The organism is Sporosarcina contaminans, assembly GCF_042679045.1.
Taxonomy (GTDB): domain Bacteria; phylum Bacillota; class Bacilli; order Bacillales_A; family Planococcaceae; genus Sporosarcina; species Sporosarcina contaminans.
In genome coordinates, this window is record NZ_JBHTLT010000029.1 from 26520 (window position 1) to 48921 (window position 22402).

Sequence of the window (22402 nt, forward strand, 5' to 3'; positions counted from 1 at the left end):
AAAGGGGGCATTTGGTTATGAATCATAACAAAGGAAAATATATTATTTCCTACAAGACGTATATGTTGCAGCCGCAAAGAGACGGATTTCAATTCGATACGAAAGTCATTGAACGCGACAACACGTTTATTGTTCCTTCCAAACCTTTGGCAATCGTTTCAAGATCATGCGAATTTTATGGAAGTTCTTATCAAATTTTGCAAAATTCCTCTAAACTTTTCTTAGGGAACGTGCACAAAGTCCCTATACTCATCGCCCATGCTCACTCTGTTGGCACTCCTGTTATTTTCTTGCCGACATTATCACCGCATTCAGAGCAAAATGTATGGATTTCCTATCAAGCGATCAGCAATATCGTAGCTGACGATTTAGGCTGCACGGTACATTTGGAAAATGGAGTAAAAGTAAAATTGAACGTCTCTGCCACTACCCTCTATAGACAGTATACTTTTGCCGGACTGCTTGAAAGAGACTTTTTCAAAAAGCAAAAAGACTTAAATCGCTCAGCCCACTTATTTCCCGAATACAACCCTTTTACGTTTTTGCCATCGCAAAATAGGCACTAAGCAATTCCTCTGTCCGGTTGCGTAGCCGAACATTTAAATATCGACGATAATCTTCGTAGCCGCCATTCATAAAAATATACTCGGTGAAAAGCTCATCTCCCTTATTGCGTAGCACTTTCATATCATGGCGTCTCAAATACGCTTTCGTCTCTTGCAATTCGGACTGTACTTGTTTCATCGCACCGTCAATCAATCGGATATAAGGGCCTTTCAATTTGAATGGCCCTTTTTCGACCAGCTCCCGATCACGTTGCAAGATAATGATGACCATTGGCAAATAAATCATATTTTCAAAATGAGGCAATGCCTTCGCAGGAATTAAAGGCATCTCATTTCCTCCTCCCGAAAGAACATTTGTTCCTATTATATGCATATACCTTAAAAATATCAACATATTTAGGGAATCCAATATTCACCAGTGCCTCTTTCTGAAAACAAAAAACCGCCTGCGCAAAATAAAATGCGAAGCGGCTCTATTCCTATTGAGGCTTGTCTGCATCACCAATATAATGGACAGCAGTCACTTTCCAACCATCGTCTTCTTTCACCATGACTGTCACTTGCCTTCCAGTCGGTTTCGTTTCCAAAGCTGTTGATTTTTGCTTAAATACAGTTTGTAGATTCGCAAAAACTTGTGCTTCATTTTCGTCCTCGTTAAATTTAACAATTGTTACATCCGTTGCTTCCCTGCTCACTTCATATTCTTGAAAAACATCTTCCGTATAAGTCCGTTCTTCTTCAATCGAAAAGCCTTTCGGATTTTTGGATAACGTTTCCATATAACGATCGACATCTTGTGAGTTAAAAGCAGCCATATACTCATCAAACGCTTGGAGAATCAATTTTTTTTCCTCTTCCGAGACGTTCGTAGCTTCTTCGATTGTTTCTCCCGATAAATTGAACCCCACTTCGCCGCTTTCATCGATGCCATGATCTATTGAACCAAATTCACTAGTCTTTTCTCCATCATCAACTGATCCTGTATTCACATTCGGATCATCCTCTTTGCCACATGCTCCTAATAAAAGCATGGAAGCTGCAATCGACAAGAATATCGTTCTTTTCATTGTATAATCTCCTCCTGCACCATTCTACTTCAAAATAAAAAGGCCTTCCAAATAGAATGGCCTATCTTGTTGACAAACACTTGCATACTTCGAGATCTGTTGGATGCGTGTCATGCGATCATTGCTGCAAATTGTTGCCTCTCCTTCGAAAGGCATGCAGAACGTTGCACAATAAAACTGCCCTCTACATGGCAAGCGTTTTCAAGCCAAGTTGGACAAACACCTATCCCATGACTAAAAACCTTAAAAAGACTGTAGACAAAGTGAACAAATACTTTGCCTATAGTCTTTGTTAGCTAAAATATATTTTTACTTCACTTCAACCCAACCGTTTTTAATAGCTGTTACGACAGCTTGCGTACGATCGTTGACGCCCATCTTTTGCAAAATGCTGGAAACGTGGTTTTTTACCGTCTTTTCAGAAATGAAAAGTGTTTCTCCGATTGTCCGGTTGCTTTGTCCGTCTGTCAACAATTGGAGAACTTCACATTCACGTTTCGTCAACAAATGCAGTGGGCGACGAATGTCATTCTGATGGAACGAGCCTTTATGCTCTCTTTCGCTTAGTCTGCGGAATTCCGAAACTAAATTATGCGTCACTTTCGGATGCAAGTAAGAACCACCTGCTGCGACAACTTTAATCGCCTGAACGATTGCGTCCGCATCCATTTCTTTCAGCATATATCCTAATGCACCTGATTTCAAAGCATGTGACACATACGATTCATCATCATGGATTGAAAGCATAATTACTTTCGCATCTGGAAATTCATTTTTCAAGTTTTCAGTTGCGTCAACACCGTTCGTTCCTGGCATATTAATATCCATCAGGACGACATCAGGTTCAAATTGACGGTACAGCTCCACTACCTCGCTGCCATCGTCTCCTTCACCTACCACCTCGAATGAATCTTCAAAATCAAGAATTCTCTTTACTCCTTCACGGAATAATTGGTGATCATCCACTATCAATATTTTTGTCATAGTCATTCCCTCCCAATCCCTATTCAACAAAGTTACTTTTTTCTAAAGGAACACGGAATAGCACTGTTGTACCGCTGTCGATTGTAGACATAATTTTCATCTCGCCTCGAAGCAGTTCAATTCGCTCGCGCATCCCGATAATACCAAATGATTTTTCTTTCGTTTCGTTTTGATCAAAGCCTTTACCGTTATCTTTCACGACAATATTCATTGTATCACGAAGCCATTCTACTTTCACCCAAACATCCCTTGAATTACCATGTTTTACGGCGTTGGAAATGGATTCTTGCACAAGTCTAAAAATGGCAACTTCGATGTTCGAATCAAATCGTCTTTCTTGTCCATTATTCATAAAATGGATCGTAACACCTTTGTCATACTCCATAACAGTCGATACATATTTTCGCAATGTCGGAATTAGCCCTAAATCATCAAGCGCCATCGGCCGAAGATCATATATGATCCGCCGAACTTCATGGAGGGCATTGCGCACCATTTCCTTCAATTGACTCAGTTCGGACAAGGCAGCCTGAGGTCCTTTTTCGACAAAGGATTTTTCAATCAGGCCGGAGCGAAGCAGAACATTTGCAAGCATTTGAGCCGGGCCATCATGGATATCCCGAGAGAGGCGCTTTCTTTCATCTTCTTGCGCCTGGATAATTTGTATGGCAAATTCTTGCTTTTGACGAGCAGTTTCCAGCGCCTCACCGACTTTTTTCAAATCGGAAGTCAAATATGTAATGACCGTTGTTACTTGATTGACTAAATGGTCTGCTCGTTCGATCGTCTCAAGCAATGCGACGATTCGGCGATCCAATTCGTCTCTGCGGACGCGTAACTGTTTTTCTTCCATCCGATTGATCGATAGGCGGACAAGAAGGTCATTCGCAACTTCATAAGCTTGGCGCACTTCTTCCTCGGAATAATTCAAGAAGTTTTTCGACACATCGGCGAGCCGTCTGCGAGAATGGCGAGTCATGTCTTCTAAATAATCTCCCTCAGTTATTACCCGGGAAATGTCCTCTTTTATGATTTCCAATTCTTTGCGCATGTCATGGTAACTTTGACGACTTTGCTCACTGATCGTGAAAATATCATTTTTGGACTTATCCATTACATTAACCATATTGTCAAATATATTTTCCAATTTTTGTATGTCGATTGTCTTCTCTGCCAATCCAACCCCTCCCGCATCCTGCTCGATCGTACAACATAGGGTATGTTGCAGTATTCCTGAATTCCTTATACACTTTGATATTATATCATCATATACCTATTTGCGTATTAAGATTGTATTACAAGTGACAGGAGTGTAGCAAATGAGAGAGGATTATCGTACCGTCAAACTTGAAGGCGAAAGTGAAATCGTCATACAGAAATCACGGTTCCTTACCTATGTAAGACGGGTGGAGACTGAAGAGGAAGCAATTGAGTTCATCCAGGAAATTAAAAAAAAGCACCATAACGCCACTCACAATTGCTCGGCATATATGATTGGAGAGCACGATCAAATTCAAAAAGCGAACGATGATGGAGAACCTTCCGGGACCGCTGGCGTACCCATGTTAGAGGTTTTAAAGAAGCAAGGGTTAAAAGATACGGCAGTTGTTGTAACCCGCTACTTTGGAGGCATTAAATTAGGAGGAGGCGGCCTAATACGAGCTTATGGACGCGCTACAACCGAAGGGATCGCAGCAACTGGTGTAGTCGAACGTAAATTGCATCAAATCGTCAATATCACCATAGACTATACATGGCTTGGTAAAGTTGAAAACGAACTGCGGCAATCACCATATCCTTTAAAAGAAATGCTTTACGAAGAAAATGTGCGCATCGTCATGTATGTTCCAATGGCAGAAACCGATAAATTTTACGATTGGATTACAGAAATGACGAATGGCCAGGCAGAAATATCAGCGAATTCGACAATCTTCCTTGAATTTGATGCGTGAAACAGTATACGAGAAAGATATTTAATAGTATAATGATGAAAGTTGACTGATAGTTGCATGAAATAGGCATTTCGACTGTGATATGCCGTTTAACTGTCGAGCCATCATAATGGCTAAATAAGTTGGCGCGGATTTGCAATCCAATGCCAATTTTCTTGGAGGCTCTTACGAGATATGAAAAGAAAAGATTTTAAGAAATTTAAAAAGAAATCGTCAAAAAAGCGACTGGCCATAAAAGTCGGTTTGCTATTCTCCTTGTCCGCTCTTTTACTTATTGCGGCTTACGCGCTGTCGTTGCAACAAAAAGCGGAACAGGCTGTTGACCGGGCATTCGAGGCTGTGCCGGAAACACCGAAATCGGAGCTACGTGCTGAGGCAAAAGTGGAACCTGCCAAAGACAATGTTTCCATTTTATTAATTGGTGTAGACGATAGTGAAAAGCGTATGCAAGGGGACGCCAATAGCCGTTCAGATGCTTTGCTTGTCGCTACGTTCAATCCGGAAGAGAAATCTGTGAAGCTGCTTAGCATTCCGCGTGATGCTTACGTTTATATCCCAAAAGTGAAATATAACGACAAAATTACACACGCACATGCTTTTGGCGGCACACATGCTGCAATTGAAACAGTCGAGGAAATGTTGGATATTCCAATCGACTACTATATTAAAATGAATTTCAATGCATTCATCGAAGTTGTCGATGCATTGGGCGGCATTGAAGTTGAAGTGCCTTATGACCGTCTTGAAAAAGACGAAAATGACAAAAATACAATTCAGTTGAAAAAAGGACTTCAAGTTCTTGACGGAAGACATGCGCTTGCACTCGCTAGAACTCGTAAGTTAGATAGTGATTTAGAACGTGGAAAACGCCAACAGATGATTCTTCAAGCAATCATTAAGGAAATGGTATCCGTCAAATCAATTACGAAATACGGCGATGTCATCGATGCTGTCGGTGATAATATGAAAACCGATATGACCTTTAAAGAAATGACGTCTTTCTGGGAATATGGTAAAGGCGGCATGCCTGATATTGACGCGATTACAATAAAAGGCTACGATGATTGGTCGACAGGTGTCTATTACTATAAATTAGATGAACAAGACTTAGAAAACATCCGGCAAATTTTAAAATCGCATTTAGGGTTGATTCCGGATTCTTCTGCTCTTACTGATAGTAATGGCAATATCGGGTCGGTAGACGAAACAGCAAATAGCTCAGATGATCTTTCAAATTAATTCAATATGAGAAAAGGCTATTTAAGGATTTTAAGCAATCCTGAATAGCCTTTTTCTTTATACTGAAATGCTTCCCTTTATACAGTTATGCAAAACATACTTGCCGCCAAACGAATCTAAAAATCGGCGATGTACGATAGGCTCGTACATCGCCGATTTTACATTGACTATTTTCCAATCATACGGACAAGATTCAATAATGGCCGATAATTCGTGCCCGCTAAACCAATAATTTCAACGAACAATTCAATCGCAATTAGCATGACGACAATGAGAACAATCGCTCCCCAAACAGTCGCCTGCGAGAAAAGGACAGCAGCTACGCCAAATAAAATGGCGATTCCGTAAATAATCAACACCGTTTGTCTATGCGAAAAGCCTACACGCAATAAGCAATGATGCAAATGTGATTTGTCAGGAGCTGAAATAGGCTGTTTCATCCTTATTCGGCGAACAATTGCAAAGAATGTGTCCGAAATTGGAACACCTAACATAATTACTGGGATGATCAAAGATATGACCGTCATGTTTTTAAAACCTAAAAGGGCCAAAACAGCTATCATATATCCTAAAAATAAAGATCCCGTATCCCCCATGAAAATCTTGGCAGGATGGAAATTAAAAAATAAGAACCCTAATGCGCTTGCGGCTAATATTGCAGTCGTTGCTACAACAAACACATTTCCCATTAAAACTGCCATGACAGTCATTGAAATAAGTGTAATTGTAGAAACCCCTGCCGCCAAGCCATCCAATCCATCAATGAGATTGATAGCGTTTGTAATTCCAATAATCCAAATGATCGTAATTGGAATGCTAAAGTATCCAAAATCAAGTTGGCCAAAAAACGGTAAATTAATAAAATCAATTTGTAAGCCGCCCCATGTAACAGCGACGCCAGCAGCAACCAATTGGCCTGCTAATTTCGCTTTGGCGGTAATTTCTAACATATCATCCAGAAAGCCTGTTAAAATAATGATAACGGCTCCGATTAGAATTCCGACTGCATGCTCGTCTGAAGGGCGCAATACCAAATAACCGATCATGAAGGCGCCGAATATTGCCATGCCGCCCATACGAGGCATGATGGTTGCATGCACTTTCCGATAGTTCGGACGATCGACTGCGCCGATCCTAAACGCCAATTTCATAACGAGCGGAGTAAGTATAATGGAAGCTGCAAATGCAACAGCCATAGCAAGGAATAACATGTCCTTCCTCCCCGAGAAAACAATTATTTAGATAGCCACAAGTATTATAGCATGTTTAGAAAAGGAAAGCATCCCACTTTATTATTTGACCAGTTTGCCACTACTGTACCCTATTCACAAGACCTCTATTCTGCAACATTCCATACTATTATTATACAATTCCTGTTCAAGGTAGTCATTTCAGTTTTTGTTTGATAAAATAGAACAGAATCCGCATTGGAATCAAACAGGCCAAGGCATGATTACGTACGGATTTTTTCGAGCCTGCTCGAAGCTTCCCAAACTATCCGTAACATCGGCCGGAGGCTTAGCTTGAATCAGTTAGGAGTCGAACTGCCTCTGATTTGAAACATAGTCTTGTATTTATCCCCGTCACAAAAAGTGGGGACTTCTGCTGAATCAAGTTACATAAAGGAGCGTCTATTATTATGTTATCAATGTTTAAGCGTTCAAATCAAACAAGCGAAAGACAACTTCGCAAATATCGTAAAGTTGTCCAACAGATAAATAAATTAGAATCAAAATACGAACCGATGTCAGATGAAGAATTGGCTCATATGACGGAAGTTTTCAAAGAACAGTTAGCGGCAGGAGAAGCGCTGCAAGCAATCGTACCTGATGCATTTGCTGTCGTTCGCGAAGCATCCAAGCGCGTACTAGGCATGCGCCATTTCGACGTACAGCTGATCGGCGGCCTCGTATTAACGGAAGGCAATATCGCTGAGATGCCTACTGGTGAAGGTAAAACGCTTGTCGCTTCCTTGCCGTCTTATGTTAGAGCTTTGGAAGGCAAAGGAGTTCATGTCATTACAGTGAACGACTATCTTGCGAAACGTGACTACGAACAAATCGGCCAAATTCACCGTTTCTTAGGTTTGTCTGTCGGTTTGAACGTGCCGATGATGCAAGGACCTGCGAAACAAGAAGCCTATTTGGCAGACATTACTTACGGAGTAGGAACAGAATTCGGCTTTGACTACTTGCGGGATAATATGGTGCAGCACCCTTCTCAAAAAGTGCAGCGCCCGTATCATTTCGCCATTATCGATGAAGTCGACAGCGTTTTGATCGATGAAGCGAAAACACCTTTAATTGTCGCAGGTAAGATGCAGGCGGACCCCGATTTACATTTTATCGCCGCGCGACTTGCAAAGCGATTTAAACAAGGTGTGCATTTTGATTTTGACGATGAAACAAAAGCCACTTCCCTCACTGACGAAGGCATCGAGCAAGTCGAAAAGGCTTTCGGCATTGATAATCTATATGACTTGGAGCACCAAACACTCTATCACTATATGATCCAAGCAGTCCGTGCTTATGTCATATTCAAAAAAGATGTCGATTACATCGTCCGCGATGAAAAGATCGAGCTTGTCGATATGTTCACTGGACGTATTATGGAAGGCAGAACACTATCCGATGGCCTCCATCAAGCGATTGAGGCGAAAGAAGGCCTGCCGATCACCGATGAAAATAAAGCACAAGCACAAATTACAATCCAAAACTACTTCCGAATGTATCCAAAGCTAAGCGGTATGACAGGTACAGCGAAAACGCAAGAAAAAGAATTCCGCGAAGTCTATAATATGGAAGTTATTCAAATTCCGACAAATCGTCCACGTGCGAGAATAGATTCTCCGGATAAGGTTTTTGCAACGATTGAGCAAAAGTATGAAGCGGTTGCGAAAGAAGTGGCAAAACGTCATAAAAAGGGACAACCTGTACTTGTCGGAACAACATCCATTTTACAATCCGAAAAAGTCGCTCAGTATTTAGATAAATATAATTTAAATTATCATCTATTGAATGCAAAAAGTGTCGAGCAGGAAGTTGATCTAATTTCCCAAGCTGGACAACCTGGACATATTACAGTCGCAACGAACATGGCTGGTCGCGGTACAGATATTATGTTAGGCGAAGGAGTAGAAGAAAATGGGGGCTTATTCGTCTTAGGTACAGAGAAGCACGAAAGCCGCCGAGTCGACAACCAGCTGCGTGGTCGTTCCGGCCGTCAAGGAGACAAAGGTGAGAGCCAGTTCTTCATTTCCCTTGAAGACGATATGTTTAAACGTTTCGCCAAAGATGATCTGGAAAAATTCATGAAAAAAGTGAAAACGAACGAAGAAGGACTTGTTGAAAATCCGGAAGTCCATGAATTGACGGAACGCACTCAACGAATTGTGGAAGGGGCACACTTCTCAATGCGTGAGTACAACTTGAAGTTGGATGATGTAATCAACGACCAACGCGGCGTCCTTTATTCATTGCGTGATAAAGTCCTTGAAGGCGAAGGTCTTTTCGATCAGTTGAAAACGATGGTTTCCGAAGCTGTCGAGTTTGTCATATACGATAGTTGTCCAGAGAATGAAACACCAGATCAGTATGACTTCGATCGAATTGAACGGACATTGAACGGATTGCTATTGGAGCCGTTTGACTTGCCACGCACTTTGGAGAAACCACAAGATATACTGAAAATATATGAGCAACCAGTTGCAGAGCTATTTGCATATCTTGATACTTTCGCTGATAATGAACAGGTCAATCAATTAATTCCGCAAGTGATGTTAAGTCATATTGATAGGATGTGGGTGAAGCATTTAGACGTCATGGGCCGCCTGAAAGAAGGAATTGGTTTACGCTCCTATGGACAGGAAGACCCTATGCGGATTTACCAGCGGGAAGGATTGCAATTGTTCGCAACGCATTATCAGAAATTACGCCGAAATATCGCATCTGAAGTGATTAACTTCATGAAGCTTATTTCGCAGCAAATGGAGGCCCAAGAATCATGAAACTATTTTCTATGTTTAAGAAAACCGAAAAAACAGGGGCAGACAGTACAATTGATTCCCAGGAAATTATAGAGGGCGCTGCACAGTCTGCGGGGACCGATGAAGTTGAAACAGAGCTTTCCCTTCATCCTCAATGGAACCTTACGCAAGAGCAGGAATACGTATTTCGCTTTTTAGCAAATGAGCTTGAACCATTGAAACCGAACCAAATTTCATTGTCAGGGATCGATATTGACATTGAACCTGCAAACGGTAGCTGGCTCGTTAAATCATTCTTCCGTTCTTCTCTTGAACAATCGATTTCTGTTGGTTCAGTAGAATTAATGCTTTTAGATGAAGACGGTAAAACGCTTGCTTCACAGGAATTCGATTTAAAAGAGTTAGGCGATATTCCAGGAAAAAGTTCACGCCCATGGGTATTCGTCTTCACGAAGGAGAACATTTTTGCCGAAGAGCCGCCGACAGAAAATTGGAAGTTAGCATTTAACGTCCAATCAATGGTTCCGCACAAATTAGAGTTGGATCCTGCTTGGGAAAAAGGATTGTCCGATGAACAAAAAGATGCTCTATCTAAAGTAGTTGACAAAATGCCAAAATTGAAACCGCGCGAAGTGAACTTTGCCGGCTTCCAAGTGAAGAAACAAGAAGACGGTGGAATTGCAGCTTCCATCTTCATCCGCAACGGCCATTCAAAGCAAATTAATATTGAAAAGCTTCCATTGGAATTAGTGGACGCAACAGGCGATGTCGTCGCAAAAGGCTCTTTTGCACTTCCACCACTTTCCGTTAAAGCGAATACTTCAAAACCATGGACTTTCATTTACCCGAAAGAGATGGTACAAAAAGAGAACCCAGATTTCTCCCGCTGGACAATCCGCGTTCCGCAATAATTCGTAAAGCCCTTCACCTTGCTGAAGGGCTTTTTTCTGTAAAGCACGGAATGAGTTATGGAATATGGGCAGTTACATGCGCAATTGATGTGGAAGTTCACCATGTAAAGAATACACAATAACACAAGCCTATCCCGTCATAACATAGAAGCAACATGCTAAAAGCCTCTCTTTACCAAATTAAAAACAGATTCCACAATGGGAATCTGTTTCGGTTGGTTGATTTATTTAAACGCTTATGAATGTACGCCACTAATTCGCTTGGCGCCGATATAGCGTTGGCCCCAGTAGTATGGATCGTTTAGTTTATCGACACGGACACCTTTTGACGTGGATGCATGGGCGAATTCGCCATTTCCAATATAGATGCCGACGTGTGACACGCCTTTTCCTGTTGTGTTGAAGAATACAAGATCTCCAACTGCAAGGTCTTCTTTATTTACAGCTGTGCCTGACGCGTACATTCCTGAAGATGTGCGCGCTAATTGGATACCATGTTCGTTAAAGACGTAGTTCACGTATCCAGAGCAGTCGAAACCTGCTTTTGTCGTTCCGCCATAGACATATTTAATGCCTGTTAAGCTTGTGGCAGTTTCCGAGATTGCAGCTGATTTTGATGATGCTTCAGCTTGTCCTACAAAAGGAATAAAGAGTAATATTAGTGTCATTGCAAAAAATGCAAAAGACTTTTGCATGCGTCCTATGATTCTCATGTTTTCCCCCAAAAAGTATTATTTATCTGAAAAACCATCTGCAACTACCTTACCATGCAATATGACAAACTTATATTACAGTTGTGTAACATTCGGGTTACATTTTGTCTCATTTCAGCGTAAATGCTCTCTTTATCCCCTTTTCACACAAAAAAAGCCGATTGGAAGTCGACTATGACTTTCCAATCAGCCAAAATACTGCAATTTGTGAAATTGGTGTCTGCTGATTTATAAATTTTGAAGAATGTACGATTAAGCTTTAAGGTCCGTAAGATCTGTAATGACTGTCACATCAGGGTGATTCAGTATATATGTGATTGTCCATTCAGAATCAACTTTTCCTTCAAGCAATTTTTCAATGGCAGGGCGTTTCTTTTCCCCGAATGCGAGCAAAATTAATTTTTTGGCGCTCATAATCGATGCGATACCCATCGTCAATGCCGTTTCAGGAATTTTTTCGTCATTTTCAAAGTATTGGCTGTTAACGCCTAATGTTGAATCTGTTAATGAAGCGACATGCGTAACAGAATCGGCAGGAGTGCCCGGTTCATTGAATGCGATATGGCCGTTTTCTCCTACGCCTAAAAGCTGGATATCTAATTTGCTTGCTTGCAAAGCATCTTCATATCGTGCACATTCTGCCTCTAAATCTTCCGCCGTACCGTTAGGGATATTTGTTTCCTTGAACGGTTTTTTGCTGAATAGATGCTCTTTCATAAAATATGCATAGCTATTCGGATTTGAAGCAGACAAACCGACATATTCGTCTAAATTGAACGTCGTAACGCCAGAAAAATCAAGATCTGATTCGGTTAACTCTTTATAGACAGGAATCATTGTACTTCCTGTAGCTAAGCCAATTACATGAAGTCTATTTTGTTCAAGCTCCTCTTTAATCATATTATAAACATATTTTGCGCCCTCTTCGGGTGTATTTACAGTAATCAATTTATAATTTTCCATTCTTTTCAACCGACTTTCTTTAAAAGATTTGTTAATACCAATTTAATTTTCCATAAACAGTATGTCAATAAATTTGTTGGCTTCATCTTAATGGTATTTTTTTGAAATATAGTTCCAAAATTGAAGGACTGAGACTAGTACTGTTCAGCTGCTATGACACAGCCCTTTCTCCTTTCCCTTCCCTTTCCGGTTTTAAACGTACTCATCACTCCTACCAAATAACTATGTCGATATTTTGAAAACCTCTTGAACAAACTGTGAAATTACTAGTGAACTGCTAATCTATAGGGATTTCCCTAATTCTCTTATTTCACTGTGTGATTAAGATAAAAGTATCAAAACGATTTCTTAATTACTTATGGAGGTGTGAAAAGATGGCAAAAAAGAACTCGACACAGAAACCCTCACATGATCCGGATATTAATCTAAAAGGTACTTTTATCTCAGTCATGCTGTTAGGCGTTTTTATCTTGTTGTTATGGTTCGGATCGTACGCCCTGTTTTTATCAAGATGAACATGACATTCGTTAGGAGGAAAACCGATGCATTTGCATAAGTATGAAAAAATTTGGCTCATATTCGGAATGGGATCTCTTGCACTTTTCTTACTCATTATTGGATTTGCTGCATTTTGGAAAGGAACGCATCCTCAAAGCCATATTGAAACAATCGATCCACAGAACGTTGAAGCACATGAATCCTTTAAGCCTGAAAACTTAGGCCTTCGTGAAGTCGCGGATGGAAAATATACGGTCAATATCGTCGCGTCCGCTTTTAACTATGACTTCGGCGTCGACGAAGACGGCAAGTCCGTTAAGAAGATCCGCGTACCAAAAGGTTCTACTGTTTTATTCCAAATCACAACTAAGGACGTCATTCATGGCTTCCAAGTTGCAGGCACAAACGTAAATATGATGGTTGAGCCTGGGCATGTCAGCCGTCTGGAAACAGTCATGAAAAATGCAGGCGAATTTACTGTTGTCTGCAATGAATATTGCGGAATCGGCCATCATCAGATGTTCGCTACTGTGGAGGTGTATGAAGATTGAAGAATGCATTTAGCTTTACTAAAAAAGAATCACGTCTTTATATGTCATTCATGTATGTAACATTCGCTTCCCTTTTAGTTGGGGGGTTAATGGGTCTATTGCAAGTTCTCTCCCGTTCTGGCAAGTTCCAATTGCCTTTCGGAATTAACTATTATACCATTCTAACAGTCCATGGCGTTATTTTAGGGCTCGTATTGACAACTTTCTTCATTATTGGGTTTCAATTTGCTTTAATGGGAAAAACGGTAGGCATTACAGATAAGCAGCGCAAAGCAGGCTGGCTTTCTTTCTGGACGATGCTCATCGGTACAATTATAGCTGCGGTCACAATTTTAGTCGGTCAGGCGAACGTTTTGTATACATTTTATGCACCTTTACGAGCACATCCTGCTTTTTACATCGGGCTTGCTCTCGTTATTATCGGAAGCTGGATTGCAGTATTTACGAATTTCCGTCAGCTCTATTTATGGAAAAAGGCGCATAAGGGCGAAAAATCTCCTTTGCTTGCATTCATGGTCGTCATCAATATGGCGATGTGGTTCATTGCCTCTTTAGGAGTCGCAACATCTGTGTTGATTCAATTCATCCCGTGGTCACTGGGCTATGCGGCTACGATCAACGTCTTGTTAAGCCGTACATTGTTTTGGTATTTCGGTCACCCATTAGTTTATTTCTGGCTATTGCCTGCTTATATGGCATGGTATGCAATCATTCCGAAAATTATCGGCGGCAAACTGTTCAGTGACTCACTGGCAAGATTATCTTTCATCCTGCTGCTGATGTTTTCGATTCCGGTTGGCTTTCATCACCAATTGACGGAGCCAGGGATTGATCCGACGTGGAAATTCATTCAAGTTGTATTAACATTCATGGTTGTCATTCCAACATTAATGACCGCATTCTCGATCTTTGCAACATTTGAAACGACAGGTCGCAGAAAAGGTCATAAAGGGCTTTTCGGATGGTTTAAGCATTTACCTTGGAAAGATGTCCGTTTCCTTGCGCCTTTCATCGGCATGATCGCATTTATCCCAGGAGGAGCAGGCGGTATTGTTAACGCCTCTCACCAAATGAATACGCTTATCCATAATACCATATGGGTTACGGGCCACTTTCATTTGACAGTCGCAACAACCGTACTACTAACGTATTTTGGGATCGCTTATTGGCTCGTGCCTCATTTAACCGGCAGACGTCTAACCCCGAAAATTAATAAGTTAGGAATCATTCAGACGATCATTTGGACGGTCGGTATGACAATTATGTCTACAGCAATGCATATCCAGGGATTATTGGGCGGGCCACGCCGTTCGAATTTTTCGAATTACGCAGGCGGCGAACAAGTTCAAACTTGGATCAGCTATCAAGTTGCACAAGCAGTTGGTGGAACAATTTTATTCATCGGTATCTTGCTTATGATTTACATCTTCATCCAACTTGCATTCTTCGCGCCTCGCGGTGTACAAGAATTCCCAATCGCCGAAGAAGAAGTCAATGCAGACCCGACTCCAAAAATCTTGGAAAACTGGTATTTATGGATCGGCATTACAATAGCGCTCATTTTGTTTGCCTATACGATTCCAGTGTTTGATATTATTAAGCACTCACCGCCTGGCTCATTGCCATTCGATTGGCCAATCGGTAGATAAAAAGATCATAAAAAGCGCTGTCCAGAAAGTCAGTAGATACGGATTTTCTGGACAGCCTTTTCCTTTTTTTTAAGTGGTCTCTCATCATTCGCGCTCTTTCCCCTTGCCGGAGTCACCGCCTCCTAATAAAACAAAGGGGAATCGGTCGTCTCATATATTTTCGCAAAGGGCATACGGAGTTCGAGAGCGTCACACTTACCCAACCTGTTGAAAGTAGCGGGAATGGCAAGCACTAATATCAAAAATGAACGATAACAATGAAGAGCAGTCACAGAAAACATTTCACACTTCTCTGACTGCTTCATTTTATACTTTTAGTGAATACTTTTGATTTTCGCCATGTTACTTCATCACTTACCTGAAACGTTAAAAGTATAGGCATTTGAATATCTTCTTATAAAAAGCTGTAGACATAACGAACTTTGTCTACAGCTTTCCCATATAATGATTTATTTAATTGTAGTTGTTTCCATTTGTACTGGCAAAAACAACTTGCCTATTTGATGATGATTTAAGAACTGACGATTGATTTCCTCGATAGGGACGGGCTTACTAAAATAAAACCCTTGCAGTTCTGTACATCCTAACTGCTTTAAAATATCCCACTGCTCTTTCGTTTCGACCCCTTCTCCGATCGTTTGCAAACCTAATAGCTCTGCCAAATGGATAATTGTTTGCACGATGCCAATGCTCTTTGTGTCTTTTCCAAGCCCATTTATAAATTGGCGGTCAATTTTTATTTGCTGAATCGGGAAATGCTGCAAATATATGAAGGCAGAATACCCTTTTCCAAAATCATCGATCGAAACAGCGTAGCCCATTTCAGTCAATAAATTAATACGGCTTGTCACTGCTTTCTGATCTTCCAATGCAACATTTTCTGTTATTTCCAGCACAAGTCTCTCTGGACTAATGCCTGAATCACTCATGCACTGATGTAAATAAAACGGAAAATTATGGTGAAGAAAATGACGCGGTGAAACGTTAACTGAAATGGTAAGTTTATCATAAGGAGGTGTATCCCACTTTTTCAACTGGGCAACCGCTTCTTGAATAACCCATTCTCCCATTGGAGTAATGAGCCCTGTCGATTCTGCAAGGTCAATAAAATCTCCTGGTAAAATGAGGCCGCGCTCTGGATGCTGCCAACGGATAAGTGCTTCAAAACCTGTCACTTCCCCTGTTCTGCAGTTTACTTGCGGCTGGTAAAACAATTTGAACTCATTAAAATCAAGTCCTCTCCGCAAATTCATTTCAGAAAGCATCGTTTCTTTTAAATACGTATGCATATCCGGTTCGTAAATGCCTCGACTCTTTCTATTGGAGGTTTTTTGCGCCGATTGCAAAGCCATTTTAGCGGATTGAATTCCATATTTTACATTCAAAGCATGATCGGGATAAATTGAAATGCCGTAACTGAAAGTCATATATACTTCCTGGCCGCAAATATACATCGGATGACGAAGCTCATTTGCAATGAAATCCATCATCTTTTTATTTTCCCAAAATTCTCCATCCGTTTCAAAAAAGATAATGAAATGATCAAATGCCAATCTTGCAGTATGCGCTGGCAACGGAAATATTTTTTTCAAACGTTCTGCGGTAATTTTCAACATTTGATCGGCGCCTTCATGTCCCAATACACCTTGTACTTCTGAATATTGGTCCAAAATGAGGTACATGAAAATCCCGCGCTTCCCCTCATTCATACGCTTCAGCTGTTCATTTACTTTTTCTGTAAAAGCGTATTGATTATCGAGCCCTGTTAACGGATCACGATAAGCCAATGTATGCATATGCGCCTCTACTTCAAGACGTTCGACCCTATCAAAAATGAATGAAAGCATATCCGCTATAGATGCTAATAGGACACCGTCAAATGCGCTCCATTCCCGCTTTTCAATCGTTTCACAGCAAATCACTCCTCCAATTCCCTTGCTTAAAATAATGGATGCATCTAATAAAGAGTTATATTTGCCGTTTTCATATAAAGGGTGTTCTAATAATTCTTTCGTAGAAAAGTCTTCATTTATAGCGCCGATTTCCAAAATTCTAGTTGATTGAATGGCAGCGAAATAGGATGGTGCTTCATTTACTGTTAGTACTTGGCCAGCAGTGTAGTCAGATGTATTCTTGCAATAAATATTTTGTGCCGTTAAGTTAGTACGATCTTCATTGAAAAGCCAAATCCCAACACGATCACATTTCATAACTTTGCTAATGCGGATGCATAATTCCTCAATTACAGATAGAATAGACTCTCTTGTAATATTCAACTGCTTTGCATGAGAAAATACGAATTCCTGCATTTGCTTCATTTCATTCATTAGCAATTTGTTTTCTTTGCTCTGCCTCACCGGACGACACCGCCTTCCCGAAAGAAAGTTTTCCTTCCTTAATTTATCATCGACAATTTTCTATGTAATTTGAAGTATTGTACTCATTTTATCATAATTCTTTTAGCACATGGCCATTTTCTTTCAAAATTTGCGAAATAATTAAATATGATTTTCCGCCTATATACGTTACTAAAAATTGTAAGTTTTAAAATGATTTATACTATAGAATCATCATTATCTATGATAAAATGAATGAGTAATCACTCATAGAGTAGGAGGTCTAATAATGAATTTAGATAATATGAGCATAGCGGAAATTTGGACATTGATCGATACCACTTTAAATGGGAACCCGGAACCAATTCAAGGAATGAACACAACTTATTCCTTGAATTTATCAGGTGATGACGGAGGTTCATTCGGATTAATATTCAAAGATGGCAAAGCCGAAACCTTATCCGGTGAAATAGCGGATGCTGATTGTGCATTGACGATGAGCGTCAAAGACTTTAAAAAATTGCTTGCAGGAAAATTGAATTCAACTGGTGCTTTTATGATGGGCAAATTAAAGGTAAAAGGAAATATTGGCCTAGCTTTAAAATTGGAAAGTTTGTTGAAACAATATCAATTTTAATGACGGTAAGTCAGGATGGAATTAGTTCCGCCTGACTTACATTTTTTAATAAAGACCTTCCACTACTTCTATTAATATGAAAATCGTTTATCTATTCATGTCGAACTTTTCTGAACATCAAAGCAAAAGCACGTAATTTGTCTTGTATTGAAGTTTAATAGACAGTAAAATAGATTCATAGAGAATTGTCAAAGAGAGGGGATTTGGCGTGAAAAAGAAGGTTTTTTCAGTCATGGCTACAGCGGCACTCGCCACATTCATTGCAACTGGAACCGCAAAAGCAGCTAGTGAGTACGTGGTGAAACAGAACGACACGCTTTGGAAAATCGCTTCCCTACATAAGTTGACTGTAGATGAGCTAAAAGAACTCAATGGCCTGAAAACGGATGACATCAAAATCGACCAGAAGTTAATTGTCGATAAGAATGCTTCAACTAAACCGCCACAGTCATCTAAACAAACAATAAATAATTCGGACAAGCAGAACATCCACCATAGCGTTTCAGTGCAAAAACAGACTTCTTCAACTAACTCATTCAAACCTGTTACAAAACCGGACAATCCGGTCAGTTTGTCTACATCTGCAGAAAAAGTTCTACAATCTGCAGCGGAAATATCCCTTCCTCTCATCGATACCCCTTACTTGTGGGCTGGAGTGACACCCGAAGGATTTGATTGCAGTGGCTTTATTTATTATGTATTTATAAACGCCGGACTCGATCTACCAAGACTTGATACAATCGGCATGTATACAAACTCGTTTACAGTGGACGAGCCAGTTCCTGGAGATCTTGTCTTCTTCGAAAATACATACCGCAGTGGGATTTCCCATGCAGGCATTTATTTAGGCGAAGGACAATTCATCCACGCTGGAACAAAAAAGGTGGAAATAGCTGCATTAGATGCAGTATATTGGAAAGATAAATTTGTCGGGTACAAACGCTTCAACCAATTGCAAACTTATAAATAATTATGATGGGGCTATCCAGAAAGTTAGTGAAAACTTTCTGGATAGCCCCTCTTTTGTATGCAGAATGTTATAGAGCAATTCGCCGTATATATAGTACTACATATAATTTTAAAGAAAAGCTTCCTTATTTCACAAAAATAGATTAGTATAGTCATGTGTCTTTACACTTATCTTGATGGTCGTTAAGGGGGAACCCCTTTCGATAAATATGAGAAAAAGGAGCAATAAAATGAAAAAGAACAGTATGTGGTCATTGCGGTTCTCAACAGCTGCCTTAGTTTTGATACCGGCCGCCATCGGCATTAACTTTATCGGTAAGCTGTTTGCAGAGTTGCTGAAGTTGCCGCTTTGGATTGACTCAATTGGAACTGTCCTGTCCAGCATGCTTGCAGGTCCAATTATCGGAGCAATTGTCGGAGTTGTAAATAATGTCATATACGGCTTTACAACAAGCCCTATCTCTTTCGTCTATGCAATTACATCCGCGGTTATCGGCCTTGTTGCCGGAATCATGGCGTATAAAGGTTGGATTTCGAATATCGGCAAAGCACTCGTCTTAGGCTTTATCGTAGGATTGATTGCCGCCACAATTTCGACACCGCTTAATATGATGTTTTGGGAAGGTACGACGGGAAATATTTGGGGAGATGCTCTTTTCGCGACAATGTTATCCAAAGACATGCCTCTATGGTTCGCTTCTTTTGCTGACAGCATCGTCGTAGATGTCCCTGACAAAATGTTGACCGTTCTCATTAGCTTCTTAGTCTTTAAAGGACTTCCGAAAAACGTGAAAAACATGTATGACAATCATCAAGAAATCGAACGGCTGTAAATTGCTATCGAAAACTTTGCGAAGCAGGGAGGCTACGTGATGAATCAAATGACACTGTACGTAGAAAAGGAGTCATTCATCCATAGAATCGATCCTTTGACGAAGCTTTTATTTGCTTTCATTTCCATATTAATCACATATTTAACAGCTGACCGCCTCTTCGTATTTTGCATACTTTTATTTACTGTTGCATTGTTGCTTGCCGGCAAAGTGTTCAAATACATTTTGCCGGTAATCGGCGTCAGTTTCCTGCTTATTTTATCGATTATTCTTGTCCAAGGTTTTTTTCATCCCGATCGGGCAACGATTCTATTCTCTATCGGTCCGTTGACCATTTACAAAGAGGGCTTCTCAATCGCCTTGCTTATTACATTGCGGGTCGTTAACATGATTTCTGCGTTTGGCGTAGTTATTTTGACGACAAAACCGGATGATTTAGTTGAATCGCTCGTTCAGAAAGGACTATCACACCGTTTTGGCTATGTTCTACTATCCGTTTTGCAAATCATTCCGCAAATGATTGCATTGACTGGAAAGATTACCGATGCGCAACGTGCGCGCGGCTTGGAAACAGAAGGAAGTCTATGGATTCGATTCAAATCCTTCATACCACTAATCGGGCCCGTTGTACTCAACTCTTTGAATGAAACAAGAGAACGTTCGATTGCGCTTGAAATTCGCAGATTCAATTCAAAAGGGCAACGGACATCTTTATATGAAAGAGAGCCGTATAAATATAGATGGATCATTAGAGCGGGATTATTATCAGCATTGTTCGCTGTCATCGTTTGGAGGGTCGGTTCATGAGCTTATTGCGTGTTGAAAATCTTACATACAAATATCCGGGCGTTGAAAAAGCTGCATTGGATGGCATATCCTTCACAGTTAACAAAGGTGAATTTATTGGCATTGCCGGGCAAAACACAGCTGGCAAAACTACACTATGTTATGCCATTAGCGGCCTCGTCCCCCATTTTTTTAAAGGATGCTACGGCGGTAATGTTTATGTCGATGGAATGGATGTTTTGTCGCATGACATTAGCGACATTACAGCAAAGGTCGGACTCGTATTCGAAAATCCATTTTCACAAATGACAGGAGCCAAGTTCACTGTCTATGATGAAATCGCGTTTGGACTCGAAAATAGCGGCGTTTCTCGCAAAGAAATGCATGAAAGAATACAAGAAAGTATGAAGCTCTTGGATATCGAATCGTTAAAAGAACAAAATCCCTTTGCGCTTTCCGGTGGACAATTGCAACGTGTCGCCATTGCCAGTGTCATTGCAATGAGGCCTGACATTCTATTATTGGATGAACCTACCTCCCAATTAGATCCGCATGGAGCGGAAGAAGTATTTAAAGTTGTGGAAAGTTTAACTGCACAAGGGATGACAATCCTAATGGCTGAACAGAAAATGGAAAAGTTGGCTGCCTATTCCGATCGGATTTTATTACTTCATGAAGGAAAATTAATTCAAGACGGTTCCCCAGCTCAAGTTTTCTCAAGGGACGATATTACAGCGTATGGCGTTGAACCTCCTGTATATTCAAAAGTTGCGAGAAAAATGGACTTACGCAATACGGTAAATAGGCTATACCCAATCTCCGCAACAGACATAAAAACGGTTGGTCTACAAAATGTGCAAATCATCGAACAAAAGACAGCCAATCCATCATCTGCCGAACACACCCCTAAAATTTTAATAAATGGGCTGAAATTTGGCTATGACAAGAAAAATCAGATCTTCACCGAATTGAATATGTCATTGAGCGGAAAGCCCATTGCAATCATCGGTCAAAACGGTGCAGGAAAAACGACTTTCGTCAAATTATTGAAAGCATTATTAAGACCAGACGCTGGTACCATTCATATTGACGGAGTTGACACGTCCACAACATCAGCAGCGAAGTTGGCAAGCAGCATCGGACTCATCTTCCAAAATCCAAACGACCAAATATTTAAAAATAAAGTAATTGACGAGGTCATGTTTGGCCCATTAAATATCGGAATGCCGAAGGAAAAGGCATTTGAAAAAGCGAAAGAAATGCTTGAACTCGTCGGCCTATTTAATAAAGCAGAATTGAATCCATATGACCTCAGTCTTGCCGATCGAAAAATGATCGCCTTGGCATCCGTCCTTGCTATGGATACAAAAATCGTCCTTTTCGACGAACCTACAATGGGGCAAGACTATGCAGGCAAAATGAAAATAAAAGAAATCATCCATTCTTTATATCAACAGGGCAAACTCGTCATCTGCATATTGCATGATATGGATTTCGTCGCAAATGCATTTGAACAGACAATTATTATGAGCGATGGCGAAATATTGTATGAAGGACCGACACGTAAAGCATTCGCACAAAAAGAAGTCTTGCAAAAGGCAAAAGTTGAACAGCCGTATATAACCCGCCTCATGCAAGATTTAGGATACGAAGGCATTGTGCTTAGTGAGGAAGAGATCCACGTATTGCAACATCGAAACTTTTGAGCTGCAGGAACGCATAGTCGCTGTGCAAAACGCGTACATGCTGACAGGAATGCATAC

The 22402-nt window shown here is 40.6% G+C and carries 21 protein-coding genes; 13 read left to right on the forward strand and 8 right to left on the reverse strand.

What is annotated here, in order from left to right:
• Positions 1-17 precede the first annotated feature (17 nt).
• Complete coding sequence (locus ACFQ38_RS06280) at positions 18-566, forward strand: competence protein ComK (protein ID WP_381480096.1); 549 nt, start codon at positions 18-20, stop codon at positions 564-566.
• Here ACFQ38_RS06280 and ACFQ38_RS06285 read toward each other — a convergent pair.
• The 4 genes from ACFQ38_RS06285 to ACFQ38_RS06300 form a co-directional block, all read right to left on the reverse strand.
• Positions 535-894, reverse strand: a complete 360-nt coding sequence (locus ACFQ38_RS06285; protein WP_336821995.1) for a hypothetical protein — start codon at positions 892-894, stop codon at positions 535-537. The genes ACFQ38_RS06280 and ACFQ38_RS06285 overlap by 32 nt on opposite strands.
• A 151-nt stretch (positions 895-1045) precedes the next feature.
• A complete protein-coding gene (locus ACFQ38_RS06290; RefSeq protein ID WP_336821994.1) occupies positions 1046-1633 on the reverse strand; it encodes a nuclear transport factor 2 family protein in 588 nt (195 codons plus the stop codon).
• A 309-nt stretch (positions 1634-1942) separates the two neighbouring features.
• Positions 1943-2617 (reverse strand): response regulator transcription factor, encoded by a 675-nt coding sequence (locus ACFQ38_RS06295; protein WP_336821993.1) that lies wholly within the window; start codon positions 2615-2617, stop codon positions 1943-1945.
• Positions 2618-2636: 19 nt separating this feature from the next.
• Complete coding sequence (locus tag ACFQ38_RS06300) at positions 2637-3794, reverse strand: sensor histidine kinase (protein ID WP_336821992.1); 1158 nt, start codon at positions 3792-3794, stop codon at positions 2637-2639.
• 142 nt (positions 3795-3936) lie between these two features.
• Between ACFQ38_RS06300 and ACFQ38_RS06305 the strand changes: the two genes are divergently transcribed.
• Positions 3937-4569 (forward strand): YigZ family protein, encoded by a 633-nt coding sequence (locus ACFQ38_RS06305; RefSeq protein ID WP_336821991.1) that lies wholly within the window; start codon positions 3937-3939, stop codon positions 4567-4569.
• A gap of 174 nt (positions 4570-4743) precedes the next feature.
• On the forward strand, positions 4744-5808 hold the full coding sequence (locus ACFQ38_RS06310) for an LCP family protein (RefSeq protein WP_336821990.1): 1065 nt from the start codon (positions 4744-4746) through the stop codon (positions 5806-5808).
• A gap of 167 nt (positions 5809-5975) precedes the next feature.
• Here ACFQ38_RS06310 and ACFQ38_RS06315 read toward each other — a convergent pair whose 3' ends face one another.
• Complete coding sequence (locus tag ACFQ38_RS06315) at positions 5976-7019, reverse strand: glycosyltransferase family 4 protein (RefSeq protein WP_336821989.1); 1044 nt, start codon at positions 7017-7019, stop codon at positions 5976-5978.
• 428 nt (positions 7020-7447) lie between these two features.
• On the opposite strand from ACFQ38_RS06315, the gene secA2 reads away from it, so the two are divergent.
• Entirely contained in the window at positions 7448-9814 is a 2367-nt protein-coding gene (gene secA2 / locus ACFQ38_RS06320; RefSeq protein WP_381480097.1) for an accessory Sec system translocase SecA2, read from the forward strand.
• Positions 9811-10704 carry an accessory Sec system S-layer assembly protein gene (locus tag ACFQ38_RS06325; RefSeq protein ID WP_336821987.1) on the forward strand — a complete coding sequence of 298 codons (894 nt, stop codon included), beginning with the start codon at positions 9811-9813 and terminating at the stop codon, positions 10702-10704. Before secA2 ends, ACFQ38_RS06325 begins: the two co-directional genes overlap by 4 nt.
• Before the next feature lie 236 nt (positions 10705-10940).
• Here ACFQ38_RS06325 and ACFQ38_RS06330 read toward each other — a convergent pair whose 3' ends face one another.
• Both ACFQ38_RS06330 and ACFQ38_RS06335 read right to left on the reverse strand, forming a co-directional pair.
• Positions 10941-11417, reverse strand: a complete 477-nt coding sequence (locus tag ACFQ38_RS06330; protein ID WP_336822330.1) for a C40 family peptidase — start codon at positions 11415-11417, stop codon at positions 10941-10943.
• Positions 11418-11669: 252 nt separating this feature from the next.
• Positions 11670-12380, reverse strand: a complete 711-nt coding sequence (locus ACFQ38_RS06335) for a glucosamine-6-phosphate deaminase (protein WP_336822331.1) — start codon at positions 12378-12380, stop codon at positions 11670-11672.
• Between the two features lie 374 nt (positions 12381-12754).
• On the opposite strand from ACFQ38_RS06335, the gene ACFQ38_RS06340 reads away from it, so the two are divergent.
• Genes ACFQ38_RS06340 through ACFQ38_RS06350 form a run of 3 tightly spaced genes read left to right on the forward strand, consistent with a single transcriptional unit; the run spans position 12755 to position 15078 of the window.
• A complete protein-coding gene (locus ACFQ38_RS06340) occupies positions 12755-12895 on the forward strand; it encodes a cytochrome c oxidase subunit 2A (RefSeq protein ID WP_336822332.1) in 141 nt (46 codons plus the stop codon).
• A 27-nt stretch (positions 12896-12922) separates the two neighbouring features.
• A complete protein-coding gene (locus ACFQ38_RS06345) occupies positions 12923-13429 on the forward strand; it encodes a cytochrome c oxidase subunit II (RefSeq protein WP_336822333.1) in 507 nt (168 codons plus the stop codon).
• 41 nt (positions 13430-13470) lie between these two features.
• A complete protein-coding gene (locus tag ACFQ38_RS06350) occupies positions 13471-15078 on the forward strand; it encodes a b(o/a)3-type cytochrome-c oxidase subunit 1 (protein WP_381480115.1) in 1608 nt (535 codons plus the stop codon).
• 449 nt (positions 15079-15527) lie between these two features.
• Here ACFQ38_RS06350 and ACFQ38_RS06355 read toward each other — a convergent pair whose 3' ends face one another.
• Positions 15528-17435 carry a sensor domain-containing phosphodiesterase gene (locus ACFQ38_RS06355; RefSeq protein WP_381480098.1) on the reverse strand — a complete coding sequence of 636 codons (1908 nt, stop codon included), beginning with the start codon at positions 17433-17435 and terminating at the stop codon, positions 15528-15530.
• 268 nt (positions 17436-17703) lie between these two features.
• Between ACFQ38_RS06355 and ACFQ38_RS06360 the strand changes: the two genes are divergently transcribed.
• The 5 genes from ACFQ38_RS06360 (at position 17704) to ACFQ38_RS06380 (ending at position 22345) form a co-directional block, all read left to right on the forward strand.
• A complete protein-coding gene (locus ACFQ38_RS06360; protein ID WP_381480099.1) occupies positions 17704-18051 on the forward strand; it encodes an SCP2 sterol-binding domain-containing protein in 348 nt (115 codons plus the stop codon).
• Between the two features lie 208 nt (positions 18052-18259).
• Positions 18260-19021 (forward strand): NlpC/P60 family protein, encoded by a 762-nt coding sequence (locus tag ACFQ38_RS06365; protein WP_381480100.1) that lies wholly within the window; start codon positions 18260-18262, stop codon positions 19019-19021.
• A 229-nt stretch (positions 19022-19250) separates the two neighbouring features.
• Entirely contained in the window at positions 19251-19853 is a 603-nt protein-coding gene (locus ACFQ38_RS06370; protein ID WP_336822337.1) for an ECF transporter S component, read from the forward strand.
• Between the two features lie 39 nt (positions 19854-19892).
• Positions 19893-20660, forward strand: coding sequence for an energy-coupling factor transporter transmembrane component T family protein (locus ACFQ38_RS06375; RefSeq protein WP_381480102.1), 768 nt, complete (start codon positions 19893-19895; stop codon positions 20658-20660).
• The gene (locus ACFQ38_RS06380) at positions 20657-22345 is read left to right on the forward strand and encodes an ABC transporter ATP-binding protein (protein WP_381480103.1); all 1689 of its coding nucleotides are present in this window, start codon (positions 20657-20659) and stop codon (positions 22343-22345) included. Before ACFQ38_RS06375 ends, ACFQ38_RS06380 begins: the two co-directional genes overlap by 4 nt.
• Positions 22346-22402 lie beyond the last annotated feature (57 nt).